The sequence below is a fragment of the Providencia sp. PROV189 genome, from assembly GCF_028480065.1.
GTDB lineage: Bacteria > Pseudomonadota > Gammaproteobacteria > Enterobacterales > Enterobacteriaceae > Providencia > Providencia stuartii.
Window position 1 is genome coordinate 130,484 of sequence record NZ_JAMPOG010000012.1, and the last position, 19,101, is coordinate 149,584.

Annotated in this window: 17 protein-coding genes; 11 read left to right on the forward strand and 6 right to left on the reverse strand. The window is 43.4% G+C overall.

Features of this window, described 5'->3' with window-relative positions:
- Window positions 1-17 precede the first annotated feature (17 nt).
- Window positions 18-797 carry a pimeloyl-ACP methyl ester esterase BioH gene (bioH, locus tag PR833_RS10340; RefSeq protein WP_150376103.1) on the reverse strand — a complete coding sequence of 260 codons (780 nt, stop codon included), beginning with the start codon at window positions 795-797 and terminating at the stop codon, window positions 18-20.
- A gap of 33 nt (window positions 798-830) precedes the next feature.
- Between bioH and PR833_RS10345 the strand changes: the two genes are divergently transcribed.
- From PR833_RS10345 to PR833_RS10375, 7 genes are all read left to right on the forward strand, one after another.
- Entirely contained in the window at window positions 831-1,514 is a 684-nt protein-coding gene (locus PR833_RS10345; protein ID WP_014657020.1) for a hypothetical protein, read from the forward strand.
- A gap of 63 nt (window positions 1,515-1,577) precedes the next feature.
- Window positions 1,578-2,156: a Fe-S biogenesis protein NfuA gene (gene nfuA / locus PR833_RS10350; RefSeq protein ID WP_014657021.1), complete on the forward strand. Its 579-nt coding sequence runs from the start codon at window positions 1,578-1,580 to the stop codon at window positions 2,154-2,156.
- Window positions 2,157-2,245: 89 nt separating this feature from the next.
- Entirely contained in the window at window positions 2,246-2,569 is a 324-nt protein-coding gene (gene glpE, locus PR833_RS10355; RefSeq protein ID WP_004923549.1) for a thiosulfate sulfurtransferase GlpE, read from the forward strand.
- A 16-nt stretch (window positions 2,570-2,585) separates the two neighbouring features.
- Window positions 2,586-3,431 carry a rhomboid family intramembrane serine protease GlpG gene (glpG, locus tag PR833_RS10360; RefSeq protein WP_014657022.1) on the forward strand — a complete coding sequence of 282 codons (846 nt, stop codon included), beginning with the start codon at window positions 2,586-2,588 and terminating at the stop codon, window positions 3,429-3,431.
- Between the two features lie 30 nt (window positions 3,432-3,461).
- The gene (locus PR833_RS10365; RefSeq protein ID WP_004923543.1) at window positions 3,462-4,220 is read left to right on the forward strand and encodes a DeoR/GlpR family transcriptional regulator; all 759 of its coding nucleotides are present in this window, start codon (window positions 3,462-3,464) and stop codon (window positions 4,218-4,220) included.
- Window positions 4,221-4,514: 294 nt separating this feature from the next.
- Window positions 4,515-6,023, forward strand: coding sequence for a glycerol-3-phosphate dehydrogenase (gene glpD / locus PR833_RS10370; RefSeq protein WP_272526081.1), 1,509 nt, complete (start codon window positions 4,515-4,517; stop codon window positions 6,021-6,023).
- A 329-nt stretch (window positions 6,024-6,352) separates the two neighbouring features.
- Complete coding sequence (locus PR833_RS10375; protein WP_150376107.1) at window positions 6,353-7,921, forward strand: ATP-binding cassette domain-containing protein; 1,569 nt, start codon at window positions 6,353-6,355, stop codon at window positions 7,919-7,921.
- A gap of 42 nt (window positions 7,922-7,963) precedes the next feature.
- Here the strand turns inward: PR833_RS10375 and PR833_RS10380 are convergent, their stop codons facing one another.
- From PR833_RS10380 to PR833_RS10390, 3 genes are read right to left on the reverse strand one after another with little or no spacing between them, the layout of a single operon-like run.
- Window positions 7,964-8,458, reverse strand: a complete 495-nt coding sequence (locus tag PR833_RS10380; protein WP_014657024.1) for a DUF2569 family protein — start codon at window positions 8,456-8,458, stop codon at window positions 7,964-7,966.
- 13 nt (window positions 8,459-8,471) lie between these two features.
- Window positions 8,472-8,831, reverse strand: coding sequence for a DUF488 domain-containing protein (locus PR833_RS10385; RefSeq protein WP_014657025.1), 360 nt, complete (start codon window positions 8,829-8,831; stop codon window positions 8,472-8,474).
- 37 nt (window positions 8,832-8,868) lie between these two features.
- A complete protein-coding gene (locus PR833_RS10390; protein WP_060561283.1) occupies window positions 8,869-9,423 on the reverse strand; it encodes a DUF2569 family protein in 555 nt (184 codons plus the stop codon).
- Window positions 9,424-9,621: 198 nt separating this feature from the next.
- Between PR833_RS10390 and PR833_RS10395 the strand changes: the two genes are divergently transcribed.
- Window positions 9,622-10,521, forward strand: a complete 900-nt coding sequence (locus PR833_RS10395; RefSeq protein WP_004923520.1) for a DNA-3-methyladenine glycosylase family protein — start codon at window positions 9,622-9,624, stop codon at window positions 10,519-10,521.
- An 86-nt stretch (window positions 10,522-10,607) separates the two neighbouring features.
- On the opposite strand, the gene poxB is transcribed toward PR833_RS10395, so the two are convergent.
- Window positions 10,608-12,332 (reverse strand): ubiquinone-dependent pyruvate dehydrogenase, encoded by a 1,725-nt coding sequence (gene poxB, locus PR833_RS10400; RefSeq protein WP_004923516.1) that lies wholly within the window; start codon window positions 12,330-12,332, stop codon window positions 10,608-10,610.
- 1,105 nt (window positions 12,333-13,437) lie between these two features.
- Here poxB and proP point away from each other — a divergent pair.
- The 3 genes from proP to PR833_RS10415 all read left to right on the forward strand — a co-directional run bounded on the left by proP (window position 13,438) and on the right by PR833_RS10415 (window position 16,808).
- Window positions 13,438-14,940 (forward strand): glycine betaine/L-proline transporter ProP, encoded by a 1,503-nt coding sequence (gene proP / locus PR833_RS10405; RefSeq protein ID WP_141173263.1) that lies wholly within the window; start codon window positions 13,438-13,440, stop codon window positions 14,938-14,940.
- Window positions 14,941-14,967: 27 nt separating this feature from the next.
- On the forward strand, window positions 14,968-16,419 hold the full coding sequence (gene phrB / locus PR833_RS10410; protein ID WP_014657027.1) for a deoxyribodipyrimidine photo-lyase: 1,452 nt from the start codon (window positions 14,968-14,970) through the stop codon (window positions 16,417-16,419).
- Window positions 16,420-16,496: 77 nt separating this feature from the next.
- Window positions 16,497-16,808, forward strand: a complete 312-nt coding sequence (locus tag PR833_RS10415) for a monooxygenase (RefSeq protein ID WP_036942261.1) — start codon at window positions 16,497-16,499, stop codon at window positions 16,806-16,808.
- 92 nt (window positions 16,809-16,900) lie between these two features.
- On the opposite strand, the gene paaZ is transcribed toward PR833_RS10415, so the two are convergent.
- Window positions 16,901-18,961, reverse strand: coding sequence for a phenylacetic acid degradation bifunctional protein PaaZ (gene paaZ, locus PR833_RS10420; RefSeq protein WP_004923491.1), 2,061 nt, complete (start codon window positions 18,959-18,961; stop codon window positions 16,901-16,903).
- Window positions 18,962-19,101 lie beyond the last annotated feature (140 nt).

A 19,101-nucleotide genomic window follows, 5' to 3' on the forward strand; every position in this document is an offset into this window, starting at 1 on the left:
GCCACTGAGCTAATAGGTCACTCTTCCAATCGTGCCAGAAAGTCCAGTAAATATTCACAAAATTCATCTGGATGGGAAATGAAGGGTGCATGGGCGCTATGGCGCATCACAACAGAAGGTGAATTAGGATAACGTTCATCAAGTAATGTCGCGACTTTACGTGGCACCAAACCATCTAAGTAACCATAAAGACGTAAAAATGGCACGGTGAGAGCTTTAAGCTCCTCACGTAAATCTGTAATACGTAAAATTTCTAGCCCTGCATTTAGAATTTCCACTTTTGGCATAGGCTGCTCGAGCACCACAGATTTTAGCAATTTAGCATCTTGACGAGCGCTTTCAGTGCCTAACGTTTGCAATGCTAAAAAACGTTCGACTGTGCGCTGAAAATCTGTCGATAGTTGCTGTTCAAACCCAAGTAGCACCGCTGATTTTATCCCCGGCCAGCTCCCCTCATGGGCTTGAAAACAAGGTGATGAAGCGACCGTAATCAATCCTTTTACCTGCTGAGGATGGCTAAGTGCAATATGACTGGCGATTAATCCCCCCAGTGACCACCCGAGCCAAATAGCCTCTTTAGGCGCCTGTTGCCATAAAGTATCAGCCATCGCGGCTAAATTCATCGCATCAAACCCTTGGCTACGACCATAGCCAGGCATGTCAACTAAATGCAAACGAAAATGCGGTGAGATTCGCGGAATAATGGAACGCCACACTTCGGCATTCAGCCCCCATCCGTGCAGCAACACAAGATCTTGAGAACCTTCACCGATTGTCTCCCAGTACAACTGCGTCATGGTTACACTCTCTTTTTTCACAGGAATATGCTTATGCTAACAATGCAAGGTGCCTGTTGGCTATGCCAGCAGCCATTAAAATTAGTGGATCACGGGATTTGTGCGTTCTGCATAAAGCGCATCCCAACCATGTCAAATGTCTGCCATCGGTGCGCACTACCAGCCGAACAAGGCCACATCCTATGTGGTCGCTGCTTAATTCAGCCGCCTGCGTGGCATCGGTTAATCGCTGTTAGCCCCTATCAAGCCCCTTTACGTAAATTAATCCATCGTTATAAGTTTAACCCACAGCCTCAATTAGCTTTCACGCTTGCTAAAGTGTACGCATTACATTGGCTTAATGGTTATCGCCAGCAGCTTTGGCCTAAGCCTGATAGGCTTTTGACAATCCCTTCACACCCTAAGCGGCTATGGTTACGTGAATTTGACCACATTGCTTTTATCGGTGAATATTTAGCCAAGTGGTTAAATATTGCCTATTCGCGAAATTCATTATTGCGCACTCGTGATACACTGGCTCAGATAACATTAAAACGTAAACACCGCCACAGCAATCTTAATGGCGCATTTACCCTAACAACTCCTGTCATAGGGCAGCACGTCGCTATTTTTGATGATGTGCTGACGACAGGCGCGACGATGCAAGCCGCGGCACAATTGCTGATTTGTGCGGGTGTAGAGACAGTACAGGCTTGGTCACTCTGTCGCACCTTGTAGGAATGGGGCAAATGGGCGTATTATAACCAACTAAAGCGGTCAACTATTATTGAGCAAATGATTATGATTAATATTACTGAAGCAGCACAGGCTCATTTTGCCAAATTACTGGAAAACCAAGAGCCAGGCACCCAAATTCGCGTGTTTGTCATCAACCCAGGCACACCTTCTGCTGAATGTGGCGTTTCCTACTGCCCACCGGACGCTGTTGAAGCAACAGACCAAGAATTGAAATTTGAGCGCCTATCCGCTTATGTTGATGAGATCAGCGCACCATTCTTAGAAGACGCAGAAATTGATTTCGTGACAGATCAGTTGGGTTCACAACTGACGCTCAAAGCGCCTAACGCAAAAATGCGCAAAGTCTCTGATGACGCACCTCTTATCGAACGTGTTGAGTATGTTTTACAATCACAAATTAACCCACAACTTGCAAGCCATGGCGGTCGTGTCTCACTGATGGAGATCACTGATGACGGCTTTGCTATTTTACAGTTTGGTGGCGGTTGTAACGGCTGTTCAATGGTCGATGTCACATTAAAAGAAGGGATTGAAAAAGAACTTCTCAAAATGTTTGAAGGCGAGCTAAAAGGTGTTAAAGATCTTACTGAGCACCAACGTGGTGAGCATTCGTTCTACTAATTGTTCACCTAAACTTGCTAATCTGACGGCGCCCGTATCTTATTGCGGGTGTCTTTTATTATTTCATCACCTTTATAATTCGGTATTTTATGGAACAATTTGAGACGCTAACGCCTGCACAGGCATACCAACATTGGGTTGATGGCACCGCGATATTAGTGGATGTTCGTGACCCACAAAGCTTCCGTGCGGGGCACGCAAGTGGCGCCTATCATTTGACCAATGAAACACTGAGCGCATTTTTAGCACAAACAGACTATGAGCAGACCATCATGGTGATGTGTTATCACGGTCATAGCAGCCAAGGAGCTGCACAGTACTTAATTAATATTGGCTTCGAATCCGTCTACAGTATCAATGGTGGTTTTGAGGCTTGGTTGAGGGAATATCCACAAGCCGTTACGGCTCTCTAAGCGAGAAAATCCATTCATGATCCATGTTGTTTCATTCACAAATCCCAGAATGGCCCAGGCTTTTGTCGATTATATGGCAAGCCAACATATCGAATTAAAAGTCCATCCTGTTCCAGAGCAGCAGCAAATAGAGCTTTGGCTTCAAGATGAGCAATATCTCGCAAAAGTACAGCAAGAGCTTAACCTTTTTTTGCAAGATCCATCAAACCCCCGTTATACCGAAGCAAGCTGGAAAATAGGTAACACCCAAACCGCGTTTAAATATCGCAACACTTTGACCTTGGCTAATCTCAAAGCACAATCAGGTCCTTTAACCATCGCCGTCATACTGATCTGTGCTGGCGTTTATTTTTGGTTAGCCATAACCCAGCACCTTGATGTGCTACGTTATCTTGCATGGCCACGGGAAGGGCAGCAATTTGAACTTTGGCGGTGGTTTAGCCCTGCATTCGTTCAATTTTCCCTATCTCAGCTCATTTTTAACCTCGTTTTGTGGTGGTATTTAGCTAGCCAAGTTGAACGTAGGCTAGGCTCCGGTAAATTACTAACGATCTTTTTAGTATCTGCCTTATTCTGTAATTGGGGGCAATCGCTGTATAGTGCATCTAATTTTGGTGGACTATCTGGGGTTGTCTACGCGCTGATCAGCTACGTTTGGCTAATGGGTGAACGTCAACCCGAAAAAGAGGTCAGTGCTCCGAGAGGGTTAATCATTCTAGTTGTTGTTTGGCTCGTGTTAGGTAACTTAGAAATTTTAGGTCCTGATATCGCAAATGCCTCACATATATCGGGGTTAATTATCGGATTATTGATGGGAATATGGGATAATCGACATACTTTTACATCCCATCGCTCCAGATAGAACATACATATTTAGTTAGAGGCTAACACCGTGAAACAGACCCAGAGACATGATGCAATCATCGAACTCGTTCGCCTTCAGGGCTATGTGAGCACTGAAGAGCTTGTTGAGCATTTCGAGGTTAGCCCTCAGACGATCCGTCGTGACCTCAACGACCTCGCAGAACAAAATAGGATCCAGCGCCACCATGGTGGTGCAGCCCTGCCTTCTAGCTCGGTTAATGCGGCCTATCACGACCGTAAAATCATGTGGTCAAATGAAAAAGCTCGCATTGCTCAACGCGTTGCCAGCCAGATCCCTGATGGTGCAACCTTATTTATCGATATCGGTACAACCCCTGAAGCCGTGGCTCATGCACTGGTGAATCATAAAAATCTACGGGTCGTGACCAACAACCTAAACGTCGCCACACTGCTAATGCCAAAAGAAGACTTCCGCTTGATCCTCGCTGGTGGCGAAGTACGCTCACGCGATGGCGGCATTGTTGGTGAGGCAACTCTGGATTTTATCTCACAATTTAGGCTGGATTACGGTATCTTAGGGATCAGCGGCATTGATATGGATGGTTCACTACTTGAGTTTGATTATCACGAAGTGCGCACCAAACGCGCAATTATCGAAAACTCACGTTGTGTGATGCTAGTCACTGACCACTCAAAATTTGGTCGTAATGCCATGGTCAACCTCGGCAATATGAATCTGATCGATCATTTATTTACCGACAAGCTACCACCTGAAAGCATTCAAAAAGTGATTGAACAGCACAATGTACAACTCGAGCTGTGCTAATACTTTAATCTAGATGGTAGTATCGGCTACCATCTTTCCTTTCCTGCCAAACTTAACCTTTTCGTTAACCCTCTCGATAACGCTCTCAATGACATTCTTTCGTTAATGTTCGAACATTTTCACTTTGTAAAAATAGCCACAGTATATGTGTGGTTATTGAAAATAATTTGTTACCTTTATCACGAGTTGTTGTTTTTTGTTGGTTAACAGTTGGCATATTAATCGATTTTGATTACAATCAAATGAGCGAAAACGAACATTATAGAAAACGTTTCGAACATCTCAGGGGGATGCATGGAAACTAAAGACTTGATTGTAATCGGCGGCGGTATAAACGGCGCTGGTATCGCGGCAGATGCCGCTGGCCGTGGATTATCTGTATTGCTGCTTGAAGCTCAAGACTTAGCAAGTGCGACATCATCTGCGAGTTCAAAACTGATCCACGGTGGTTTACGTTATCTTGAGCATTATGAATTTCGCCTTGTGAGTGAAGCACTTGCTGAACGCGAGGTGTTATTAAAACTTGCGCCACACATTGCGTTTCCAATGTGCTTCCGTCTGCCGCACCAACCTCACTTACGCCCAGCTTGGATGATCCGTATTGGCTTATTCCTGTATGATCACTTGGGTAAACGTACCAGCTTGCCCGGCAGTAAAGGGTTAAAATTTGGTCAAAATTCCGTCCTTAAGCCTGAACTTAACAAAGGTTTCGAATATTCAGACTGTTGGGTCGATGATGCGCGTTTGGTTGTATTAAACGCTCAAGAAGTGGTACGTAAAAATGGTGAGGTTCGCACACGTACAAAAGTCACTCGAGCCTATCGTGAAGATGGCTTATGGGTAGTTGAAGCAGAAGACCTGCGCACTGGTGAAAAAGAAACTTGGAAGGCGAAAGGTTTAGTTAACGCCACTGGCCCATGGGTAAAAGAGTTCTTTGACGATGGTTTGAAACTCAAATCACCTTATGGCATTCGTCTTATCAAAGGTAGCCATATTGTTGTGCCTCGCGCTCATGATGAGCCACAAGCTTATATTTTACAAAATGAAGACAACCGTATTGTGTTTGTGATCCCTTGGATGGATGAATTTTCCATTATCGGCACCACCGATGTCGAATACAAAGGCGATCCAAAAAATGTTCGTATTGATGACAATGAAGTGAACTACTTACTAAAAGTCTATAACGATCATTTCAAAAAACAGTTGAGCAAAGCGGATATTGTTTGGGATTACTCAGGGGTTCGTCCATTATGTGACGATGAGTCTGATTCACCACAAGCCATTACACGTGACTACACACTCGATATTCACGATGAAAATGGCAAAGCACCGCTGCTGTCTGTTTTCGGCGGTAAATTAACCACTTATCGTAAACTCGCAGAAGCGGCTTTCGGTAAACTTGCGCCTTACTACCCAAATGCAGGTGCAGCATGGACTAAAAATGGTGTGCTGCCTGGCGGTGACATTGAAGGTTGTGATCGTGATGGTTATGCACGCTTACTACGTCAACGTTACAATTGGCTACCAGAAGGCCTTGCTCTACGTTTTGCAAGAACATACGGCAGTCAAAGCAAGTTGATCCTCGAAGGTGCTAACTCACTCAGCGATCTTGGCGAAGCATTCGGTCATAACGTCTATGAAGCAGAGCTACGTTACTTAGTCGAACATGAGTGGGTTACTGAATTAGATGACGCTATCTGGCGTCGTACCAAATTGGGCATGTGGCTGAACGAAAGTGAAAAACAGCGCATCGCACAATGGTTGGCAGAGCATGTGAACGTCGCTCAACCAGCCACAGTTTAGTTGTAAAAATCTCGTTGGCAATGCACCAAAAGCCAGTCGGTTTATCATCGGCTGGCTTTTCTTTTGGAATTTATACGGACCCATAGAGCACAATACCTACTACTTTATCAGTTGCCTAAACGCATAGAGTTTGATTAAATAATCAAATCACTCTTTCTTCCACCTAGCTAAAGGTATTCCCCGACGATGATTTGAGATCTGCCAGAAAATGCTTACAGATACCCAACACGGTATTTCTTTTTCTGTTTTTGGCAGACAATGGTCATCAATCGTCTCATTTCTTGAAAGATAGCACGCTGTTGTCTGCCCCCTGCTCTCAGGAGGTACACATGACTGTTGCTTGTCATTTTTCACAACTTAATATCGAATTTCACCAAACAGCGCTTTTTCCCCCCTTAAATGGCTCCTTGATATGCCAAAAAAATGCGTTAATTGGCAACAATGGCAAAGGAAAGTCTGTATTAATGCGGCTACTTGCTCAACAAATGCAACCAACCTCAGGCTACGTTAGTTGGGCGATGCCTTTTATGCACGTTGACCAGCTCACACGCTTAGAAGGAGATACCATCGCAGACGCTTTAGGTGTTAGCCCCTTGGTCGATGCATTTACAAGAGTCGATTCGGGTAATGCGACTATGGAGGACTTAGAGCTATTGGAAGATAAATGGCATTTACCTGCCATTTGGCAGAGCTTATTGGACTCAGCCAAATTACCCGTGATGATAGATGCTCCAATTAATCACTTAAGTGGTGGTGAGCGAACTCGTCTTGCATTATGTCGAGCCTTCTTACATAAAGACCATTTTCTGTTATTAGATGAACCCGATAACCACCTTGACCATGAGGGTCGCCAGTGGCTAAGCAATAAATTGGCAGAACATAAAGCAGGCTCTTTGGTTATTACTCATAACCGAGCTTTACTGGCTCATATGCAAATGATTTTTGAGTTAACCGATAAAGGGCTACATGAATATGGCGGCAACTATGCCCTTTATGAAGAACAAAAACATTTTGCTATGGCAGCCATTGAGGCCAAAACCGAACGGCTAGACAACCAAATCCGCCAAGAAAAACGCCAACAACACGCCACGTTGCAAAAAGCAGAGCAACGACGCAAACAAGGCGAAAAAGTTCGTTATAGTGGCTCTCAGTCCTTATTGCTACTGGATATGCAAACCAATCGTGCGCAAAAAAGACAATCTAACGTGGCTGAACGCCATCAGCGTGTTATGAACGATTTACAAGGCCAATTACAGGACGTACAAGACAAACAGATCCATAATAAACAACAGAAAATGACGTTAAATTACCAGCCAGATGGTCGTAAGGTCACGATTTTTGCCTCTCAGCTACAACTGCCTTATGGCTACACGGAGCCTGTTTCTTTCACTGCCTATACAGGGGAACATTGGCACATTAAAGGCCGTAATGGCAGCGGTAAATCAACATTGTTAAAAACCCTTGCGGGGATGATTACTGCGGTATCCGGAGAATACCGAATTAACCCTGCATTTTGTTATCTCGATCAACATCTCAATTTATTGGATAAAACACTCCCCGTCGCGGAAGCGCTACAACGCTATCAACCTGCATTTACCGTTGAACAATGGCGCACCCAATTGGGCATGCTCAGGATCCGAGGGGATAAGTCACTCCAACCACTTAGCCAACTTAGCGGTGGTGAACAACTAAAAGCGACGCTATTAGCGCTAACCCATAGCCCAACCCCCCCTGCGATATTGTTACTGGATGAACCTGATAACCACCTTGATTTAGATTCAAAAACACTATTGGAAGGATTACTCAGCGACTACAAAGGCACGCTTTTTTTGGTGTCGCATGATGAGACTTTTGTTGAACAATGTGGGATGACCAATGAATTAGTGCTGGCAAATTAACCTTTTTATGCCATTGGCTGCCTACTGGCAGCCAACGAGCGACTAGTGAATAAACGTCTGCTTGACTCTATCTGACATCAAAACATAGGGGATCCAGATAAAGCAGTAGAAACAGCTATTTACCACATTAATAATGTAGCTATACTCAATTTCAATACCAAAAATATTTGGGAAAACAAAGCGCGAAACAACAACCATCACGGTATAAAATAGCATCGAGATAATAAATAAAGGTTTCGCGATTTTTAGGCCTTTGAAGGCTGCGATAACGTTCCACGCCAACAAAACTATCAATATACCTTGGGCCATTTGTAGCATATAAAAAGCGTTTGAAAACCCATCGACATAAAAATCAGATTGCTCATTCGTCACAAGGTGCCAAGCTGATTTAACTTGCAGGATATCTAAGTACATCATGATGATAGTCTGATAAAGCATATAAAACAGACCCAGCATAGGTAAAATAAGCCATCCTCTAATGCCTTGTAGTGGTGTTTTTTGAGGGCCCGTTAAGACTGCGGGTGTGTTGACATCCATCTGATTAATAACCTTATTCTTGTGACTTAATACAGCGTTCTAAATATGCTTTCAATACGTGTGCCTGATTATGCACCTTATCTTTAGCACTATACAGCAAGGTGAGATTGCCTAGCTTCGCTTTCTCTACAAGAGGCATCCAAGCCGCTGAATGATGACTTAATTCTTGATGATAGTCTTCAACAAATTTATTGAATTGGTCAGGATGTTGATGAAACCATTTACGTAACTCATTGGATGGCGCAACGTCTTTATTCCATTCATCATAATCGAGCGCGACTTTTTTTATCCCTCTTGGCCATAACCTATCAACCAATACACGGTATCCATCTTCAGACGAAACGGCATCATAGACTCTTTTACAGTAAATCATGCACCCTCACATTCGCGATATTCAGTATCGCTATTACTTAATTAACAAACGTATTTTTTACCCTGACAGAAACTAAGAAATATAAGCCCCAAATAAAGAGGCGTATCCCACTACCGACAATATCTACAATATCTTCATCCTCTGCTGATATTGAGAATAATGAACTCAATAAAACGACACTTGCTATGGATAGTATGAAGTCACTCGCGTAAAAGAGAATAATGACTTTAATCACCAATTTTTTCTTATAAATAAAGAGATAACATACGAATAACAATAAGCCATAAATCAATGCACTCGAGAGTAAGTTAAAATATATGAACTCCCTAGCCATTGGAATAAATGATAATGACGTAGGGTCAGTCATCTTCTCCAAACCTTCTAGCTGCTCTGGAAGGTCTTTCAATAAAGTATAAGGAGTGATAATTAGCGTAAGAAATAATCCTAACATAGGGATTAGTAGCCATCCCCCAAAACCGACGGGTTCAGAAGAAAGAGGCTCATTTTCAACCGTTACTGATGGGCAATCCGTTTTTTGATCTGAACCCTCATTAATTCTACTTGAGGAGAGATGTTCTTCAGATTGGTTCATGGCTAGCTCCTTGCTTTTTAGTTTAACCTCAATGCAAATAGTTAACTTAAATGGAAAATTTATTTTATATAAATCTAACGCTTTTCGATTAAAATATCACCTTTGAATTAAAAATTATCAAAGCCAAAATACGAAAAATATCAAAATAACCTCATATTTTTTGTCCATAAAAATAATAATCCCGATAAGGCCTACTCTATGCCAAAAATAACCGCCCAGCTGTCTCTACCTCCCCATTATCAGACGAATGACTTTTTCGCCTTTCATTTAAGAGATCAACATAATATTGCCGAAATTGTTGAAGGTAATTTATTGCGCAAAGGTATATTGTGGGCGCACTCTCCAGCTCAATTACTTATTGAGATTGATAAAGACAAGGCACACATTACCCTTGATATTGATAACGCTAAAAATCGGCCCAGCGAATACGATGTTGTTGAACTAGGGAAACATATGCTCGGTTTACGGCAAGCCGTCGAACAGTTTGAAGCGGAATATTTATCACATCCCATTATCGGTAAGCTGATTAAGCAACAACAAGGTTTACGAATATATCAATCTTCAAGCCCATTTGAAGCATTAGTGTGGGCGATTATTGGCCAACAAATCAGTGTAACAGCCGCGATTGCAATACGTCGTCGCTTTATTCAAGCCACTGGTTCAAAACACTCATCGGGCATTTGGTGTTTTCCAGATGCACAGCAGGTGTCAAAAGTGACTGATGAATCACTACGCCAAGCTGGATTTTCTACTGGTAAAATCATCGCCATACGAGCGCTTTGTCACGCACTGTTAAGTCAGCAAATCGACCTATCACAACCTATCAGCAACCATAATGTCACAATATTGACCGACCAATTAGTCAGCCTTAAAGGTATTGGCCCATGGACGGTAAATTATGCGCTTTTACGCGGTTTTAACTACCTCGATGGCTCGTTACATGGCGATGTGGCCGTGAGGCGCAATTTGCAGTCTCTACTTGGCGCAGAGAGCCAGCCTACAGCAAAAGAGACGGAAAAATGGTTAGAGGCATTTTCGCCATGGCGTGCCTTAGTTGCCGCTCATTTATGGCGTAGCCAATCGGCTGCGGGGTATTAATTCCCTCATACAGATAGCAGCCAACCCTAATTGGTTGGCTGCGTAAATTGCCTAATTCGGCAAAGCAGATCAGTCAAAATGACCGATTAACGTAACCAGTTGGTTTTCGCTAATTCAACAACTTCATCACCACGACCACTTAAAATGGCTTTGAGCATATATAGGCTAAAACCTTTTGCTTCTTGCAAATTAATTGTCGGTGGCATAGAAAGTTCTTGTTTTGCTGTGACAACATCAACAACAACAGGGCCATCATGAGCGAAAGCTTCCTTCAATGCGGCATCCACATCTTCACTCTTCTCAACGCGGATCCCTTTGATCCCAGCAGCATTGGCAACTGCCGCAAAATTAGGATTATGGAGATCAGTGCCTTCTGTTAAGAAGCCACCTACCTTCATTTCCATAGCGACAAAACCTAACACGCCGTTATTCAGAACAATGACTTTCACAGGTAAATTCATTTGTGCCAGTGACAACAGATCCCCCATCAACATACTAAAACCGCCATCACCACTCATGGTTACAACTTGGCGTTGTTTATCGACAGATTGGATCCCCATCGCTTGCGGCATCGCATTTGCCATTGACCCATGATTAAACGAGCCAATTAAACGGCGTTTACCATTCATTTTTAAGTAACGAGCCGCCCATACCGTTGGCGTTCCCACATCACAGGTAAATACCGCGTCATCATTCGCCAATGCACTGATCCGGCTTGCTAAATATTGAGGGTGGATCACACCGTCTTTACCCGGTTTCGCTAAATCATCAAGACCTTCACGCGCTTCGGTATAATGTTTCAATGCGCTATCTAAGTGGTGCCTATCTTGTTTCACGTCTAAGTGAGGTTGCAATGCGGTCAAAGTGGCTTTAATGTCACCAATCATACCCATATCGATATGGCAATGGGAGCCTAAGCTACCTGCATTAATATCGATTTGAATAATCTTAGCCCCTTGAGGATAGAATGGGCGGTATGGGAACTGAGTACCCAGTAACACCACCGTATCGGCATTCATCATTGCATGGTAGCCGGATGAAAAACCAATCAGCCCCGTCATACCAACGCTATATGGGTTATCCCACTCAATGTGCTCTTTACCGCGTAGTGCATGCACGACTGGCGCTTTTAATGTTTCCGCCAGCTTAATCACTTCATCGTGTGCACCAGCACAGCCTGCCCCACAAAATAGGGTGATATTTTGTGCTTGGTTTAGTGCGTCCGCTAACTTCGCAATTTCAGCAGGCTGAGGCATGATCAACGGAGCTTGCGGCTGATACCATGTATCATTTGCTGTTTCCGGTGCTTCACGTAACGCAATATCTCCTGGCAGTACAATGACAGAGACACCTTTTTCTAGAATCGCTTTACGCATCGCAATCCCAAGCACTTGAGGAAGCTGCTCAGGGTTAGAGATCAGTTCGCAATAATGACTACATTCGCGAAATAGCTCTGTTGGGTGCGTTTCTTGAAAGTAGTTACTACCGATTTCACTAGAAGGGATATGTGCAGCAATTGCTAATACAGGCACGCGATTACGATGGCAATCATACAACCCATTGATTAGGTGCATATTACCCGGACCACAAGAGCCTGCGCAAACGGCTAGCTTACCCGTCATTTGCGCTTCTGCACCTGCGGCAAATGCTGCAACTTCTTCGTGACGGGTGCCTAACCATTCGATTGTGCCAAGACGGCGTAAGCTATCACTCAGCCCATTGAGTGAATCACCCGTAACGCCCCAGATGCGCTTCACACCAGCATTATCTAGGACTTTCGCGACATAGGATGCAACTGTCTGTTTTTTCATAATGGCACTCTTTCCAGTCAGATTAGGTTAAAATATTCACAGAGCATCAAATCTATTTTCTCTGTAATACATCATCATTATTAAACCAATTTACGCACTTTAAACTTAGTGTAACGAATTAAATTTGCGGTTCCTACCGAGGAAAACAAATAGCTATTAAGAACAGAACAATCCTCCACTAATATCAAAAGAAGAATCTAGATACAGCATAAATTAAATATTCATTGTGTGCTGAAATATCAAAAAACAATAATATTAACAATTATTTAATAACCAGTCATAATAAGAGTATTTAATAAATAATATCGATAATGATAAGTAATTTGTTGATTATCCTAGAGGAGTAAAAATAAGATAAATAATTGTATTGGTTAAGGTGCCAGAATATTTAAATTGGTGATTGAAGTGCAAGAAGCTGGCATCAAAATAGAAATATTCACGAAATTCAAACCAGAAATAAGACTCAAAAATAGCTATCGATAAATAACTCAAATTCCATACCCTCCATCGGATAAATGGTATGGTTTACCAATAGGCCAAACGCGATATTTTTGCGCGCTGCTGCATAACTCCCCCTCTTGTAAAAAATTTAAGATAAGCATCATATTATTAAGCATTAAACACATCGCAATTTTTTATTAAAAAACAACACACTAAGTATAAAAACCAATTAAGTATTTTTGGCAAGGTTAAAAAATTAATAAAGCCACTAAAATCAGCATAAATAACCGACATTTTACATTTAATCGATATTATTGTATTATTGATGACCTGTTTAAGTCACATAAAGGTTCTCATTTTGCTTTTTTTACAAAATGCACAACAACAAACTAGCTCACAACACTTCTCTATTCCCTGCTCTTCTCTGCGCAATTGTTAGCGGTGATTTTCCCCAAGTCGTCTTAGCAAATTCGATATGAAACACTCGTCATATTGATGATCTTTGCCAGTGATAAATAAAATATTGATGCATTCTACAGATAACGACTATTCTAATATAACGATCTCTGTTTTTATCTGGCGCGAGCAAGATATAGAGATATGGACCACACAGATCATGAATGCAATTCATTACGTTTCGAAATTCAGATAAAAGGATGGTTCCATGAAGTTCAAAAAGAAAAAAGAAAAGCCTTTAAATATTAATGATATTACTATCATTGATGATGGAAAATTAAAAAAAGCCATCACTGCGGCGTCGCTGGGTAATGCGATGGAGTGGTTTGACTTTGGGGTATACGGTTTCTTAGCCTATGTACTCGGTCAAGTTTTCTTCCCTGGCGCATCACCGAGCGTACAGATGATCGCCGCTCTAGCCACTTTCTCTGTTCCCTTCTTAGTTCGACCGCTCGGCGGTGTCGTCTTTGGTATCCTAGGGGATAAGTATGGCCGACAAAAAGTCTTAGCCATCACCATTATCATTATGTCGATCAGTACTTTCAGTATCGGTTTGATCCCTTCATATGAGACTATTGGTATCTGGGCGCCTATCCTACTATTGTTAGCAAAACTCGCCCAAGGCTTCTCCGTGGGTGGAGAGTATTCAGGTGCAGCTATCTTTGTTGCCGAATACTCACCTGACCGTAAACGTGGTTTTATGGGAAGTTGGTTAGACTTTGGCTCTATCGCAGGTTTCGTGCTAGGTGCCGGTGTTGTGGTACTCATTTCAAGTATTGTTGGTGAAGAAAACTTCCACGAATGGGGCTGGAGGATCCCTTTCTTCCTTGCACTGCCTTTAGGTATCATTGGCCTGTATTTACGCCATGCACTTGAAGAGACCCCAGCATTCCAACAACACATTGAAACGCTCGAAAAACAAGATAAAGCCAATATTCAAAATCCACCGAAAGTCTCTTTCCGTGAGGTCGTTTCTAAATATTGGAAAAGTTTGATGATCTGCGTTGGTTTAGTTATCGCAACAAACGTGACTTACTACATGTTGCTGACTTATATGCCAAGTTACCTGTCGCATAACCTAAACTATTCTGCTGACCATGGTGTGCTGATCATCATTGCCATTATGATTGGTATGCTCTTTGTCCAACCAATTATTGGTTTAACCAGCGATAAAATTGGTCGCCGCCCATTCGTTATTGCGGGGAGTTTAGGTCTGATAGTGTTAGCCTATCCTGCCTTTATGCTCATTGATAGCGGCTCTGTTGGCTTGATTTTTGTTGGTTTGCTTATTTTAGCTGTGCTACTGAACTGTTTTACAGGGGTGATGGCATCAATTTTACCGGCTATTTTCCCAACGCACATTCGTTATAGCGCCCTCGCAATCGCCTTTAATATTTCAGTTTTGATTGCCGGTGCCACACCGACAGTAGCAGCATGGTTAGTTGAATCAACCAATAATCTGTATATGCCCGCCTTTTATTTAATGGTTATCGCCTTAATTGGCCTCTATACTGGTATTACTATGCCAGAGACCGCAAACAAACCATTAAGAGGGGCAACGCCTGCGGCATCTGATAGAGCAGAGGCGAAAGAGATCTTAAGCGAGCACTATGACAATATTGAACAGAAAGTTGAAGATATTGAACAACAGATCGCTGAGCTAGAGAAAAAGCGTCAGTCATTAATTAATCAGCACCCTAAATTGGATTAAACCTGATGTAAGGCAAAGGAGCAGAAGATGGCGAAAAAACAGGCTTGTCACCTAGTCTGGTTTCGTAATGACCTTCGTGTCACCGATAATAAAGCGCTGTCATCTGCTTGTGCTGATCCTGATGCTAAAGTGCTCGCCGTGTTTACGGCTACACCAGAACAATGGCGAGCACATCACCTCTCCTCTCGGCAAATCACCTTTTTGCATCAAAATCTCATTGCGCTTCGTGACTCGCTGGCCAAATTAAGCATCCCTCTGTTTTGCCAAACAACCCCCGATTTTTTAAGTGCCGCACAATGGGTACTGGATTTTGCTCAACAGCAGCAAGTTGACCACCTATATTTCAATCATCAATATGAACTCAATGAGCATAGGCGAGACGAATGGTTGATTCATCACCCACAACGCGCTTTCCGAGTACATGCTTTTGATGATGCCTTACTATTACCACCAAAATCCGTCACAAATCAGAAAGGCGAAATGTACCAAGTGTACACTCCGTTTCGTCGAGCCTTTATTAGCCAATTAGTGACCACCGATTTTCGTTCCTTACCAGCACCTCAACCACGAGGGGAAGCACTTGCTATCGATGACCTATCACTCCCCTTGTTTGCGCATCACGCCGTCGATATTGCGCCACATTTCCCAGCGGGTGAATCAGCAGCACGCCAGCAACTCAGGCAATTTTGTCGCCTAAAAGTGCAGCATTACCAACAGCATCGCGATATTCCCTCAATTGAGGGTACTAGCCTGTTATCCCCATATTTGGCAATTGGGGTACTCTCACCACGGCAATGTTTAAATCGCCTGCTCGCTGAGTATCCACCGCTTTTTGATTCCCCAGATAGCGGGGCATTCACATGGCTTAATGAATTAATTTGGCGAGAGTTTTACCATCATCTACTCGTCGCTTTTCCACGCTTATGCCGCCACCAGCCTTTTATTGAATGGACCAACCACATTCAGTGGAATAGCTCCGATGCTGACTTTAAAGCGTGGCAGCTTGGGCAAACGGGATACCCCATCGTTGATGCTGCAATGCGACAACTCAATACCACAGGTTGGATGCATAATCGCTTAAGAATGATCACTGCGAGTTTTTTAGTGAAAGATTTACTGATTGATTGGCGACTCGGCGAACAATATTTTATGCAGCAATTAATTGATGGCACACTCGCGGCAAACAATGGAGGCTGGCAGTGGTCTGCTTCGACAGGTACTGATGCACAACCTTGGTTTCGTATTTTTAATCCAACCACTCAGGGTAAAAAATTTGACCCTCAGGGTGCATTTATTCGCCAGTGGCTTCCAGAATTACAATCCGTACCCGATAAATATATTCACACACCGCATGAGTGGGCAGAGGCTAACCACGTTACTTTAGATTATCCCGCACCAATTGTTGACCATAAACAAGCACGTTTAGCCACATTAGCCGCTTTTGAAGCAGGAAAAAGCGATAGCGTAAAACACCATTAATTATCAAAGTAATAATTTCAGTTAGGGATTATACTGTCTACTACTCATCCATAGAACAAGCAAAAATCGGAGTCGTTATGCAGGTGATTTTACAGGTCGATTTCCCTTATCAAGGCCCTTGGGGAGAGCAGATGGCTGATGCAATGAAAACATTAGCCGAGTCTATCAATGATGAACCTGGCTTTATCTGGAAAATTTGGACGGAGAACCCATCGACACAAAAGGCTGGAGGTATTTACCTGTTTGCGTCAGAAGGGCAAGCTCAAGCTTACTTACAAAAGCACAGTGCGCGGCTAAAATCCTTTGGTGTTCCTGAAGTCCGAGGGGAGATCTTTGCCGTCAATCATGCGCTTAGCCAACTGAACCAAGCGCACTTTATTCACAATTAATTTCTGACTGCTGATAAGAGGCTGGACAGCGGCTAGCCTCACCGCAACCTGCTATTGAATACGGGCGAATCATCCCCGTATCCGTTCAGCCGCTAAAAATCCCCTTCACGGCGCTCAACAAGCGTCAGAATACTGTATAAGGCAACGGCAACATTATTTTGATTGAAGACTTGAACATCCCATTCAACCACGCCATTTGGCTTATCTTCTGCCGTTTTTTGTGCTTTTTTAATCTTTTTCTTGCAAGTTAAACGCACTTGGATGGTATCACCAATTTTTACAGGCTCAATAAAACGTAAGTTTTCCATACCATAGTTGGCGATCACAGGACCGACTGCCGCATCAACAAATAAACCAGCCGCTGCTGATACAACAAAGTAGCCATGAGCCACTCGCTCACCAAATAATGATTGCGCAGCGCCAATTTTATCCATATGTGCATAGAAATGGTCACCACTTAAACAAGCGAAGTTGACTAAGTCTGCTTCCGACACCGTGCGTCTTGCCGTCAATAAGGTATCGCCAATGACTAAATCCTCAAAATACTTCCTAAACGGATGCACTTGATCCGTCACTACATCTGCACCACGGATCCACTGCTTGGTGACGGCAGTCAGCATAGAAGGGCTACCTTGAATAGCCGTTCGCTGCATATAGTGTTTAACTGCCCTCAATCCGCCTAGCTCCTCGCCACCACCCGCGCGACCCGGGCCACCATGCACTAATAGTGGTAATGGTGAGCCATGCCCCGTTGATTCTGCCGCTGAGGCTTCATTCAGAATCAACATTCGACCATGTGCCCGTGCACTTCTACGGATAACATCTTGCGCTACTGAGGTGTCTGCCGTTACTAATGTACCCGCAAGGCTCCCTCCTCCCATAATGGCCAACTCAACCGCTTGGTCACTCGTCTCATAGCCAATCAATGTTGCAACCGGCCCAAATGCCTCCGTTTCATGGACGGCCTGATTAGTATAAGGATCGGCGCAATAGAGCAAGGTAGGCGGATAGAATGCCCCTTTTTGGCTATCGGCCCCCATCACATTCAGCTCTTGAAGATCCCCTCCACACAGGATTTCACAACCGTTTTGCTGTAAATACATAACCTTTTCATGAACATCATCACGCTGCTCTTGATTGATTAAAGCCCCCATGCGCACGCCTTCAACGGCAGGGTCACCGACAGTGATACCCGATAAGCGTTTTAATAATGCCTGTTTAACTGTTTCTAACTGGGGCTTCGGCACAATGATACGACGGATTGCCGTACATTTTTGCCCTGCTTTCACCGTCATCTCACGGGTCACTTCTTTAATAAATAAAGAAAATTCAGGTTGTTCTGGAGTAACATCAACCCCAAGTATTGCGCAGTTAAGGGAGTCTGCTTCCATGGTGAATGGGATCGACTTTTCACGTAATCGAGGGTGAGATTTTAATTTTTGCCCTGTTGCTGCCGAGCCAGTAAAGGTCACCACATCCTCAAAATCGAGATATTCAAACATATCACCGATCCCCCCGCAGATTAGCTGAATAGCACCTTCAGGCACTAACCCACTTTCAACGATCAGGCGCACCATTGCTTGAGTAACTTGAGCGGAAGCCGTCGCAGGTTTAATAATCGCAGGCATCCCCGCTAGCCACGTTGGTGCCAATTTTTCTAGCATTCCCCAACAAGGGAAGTTAAATGCATTGATATGTAATGCCACACCATGGCGGGAAGTTAAAATATGGCGAGCAATAAATTGGCCTTGTTTCGATAGCGGGATCATCTCATCTTCGGGCCAAATCGTATCATCTGGCAACTCGCGATTTGCAAGCCCTGCAAAAGAGAAGAGTGTTGCGATCCCACCTTCAATATCAACCCAACTATCTGCTTTAGTCGCCCCTGTTTGTGCTGATATTTCATAAAGAGACGCTTTATGCTCTAGCAAATATTTAGCGACGGCTTTTAACATTTGGCCGCGCTGCTGGAAAGTCATGGCGGATAAAGCATCCCCGCCTTTTTTCCGACCGTAATCAAGACAATCAACCAGAGGTAAACCCGCAGTGGTAACCTCATATAACGCCTGCCCAGTCAATGCATGATAAATTTTGCGGCCTTCACCTTCACCATATAACCACTTCCCCGTTATATAACTTGTTAATTGCTGCATGGCATCTCTCCAAAATAAAAAACAACAAACACAAATATTAAATAAATATGTATCACAATATGGGCAGCGAATGCCAACCTCAATTTAACAAATTAAGAACAAAACTTATCCATTAGCTACTAACAAATAAAAACCACACT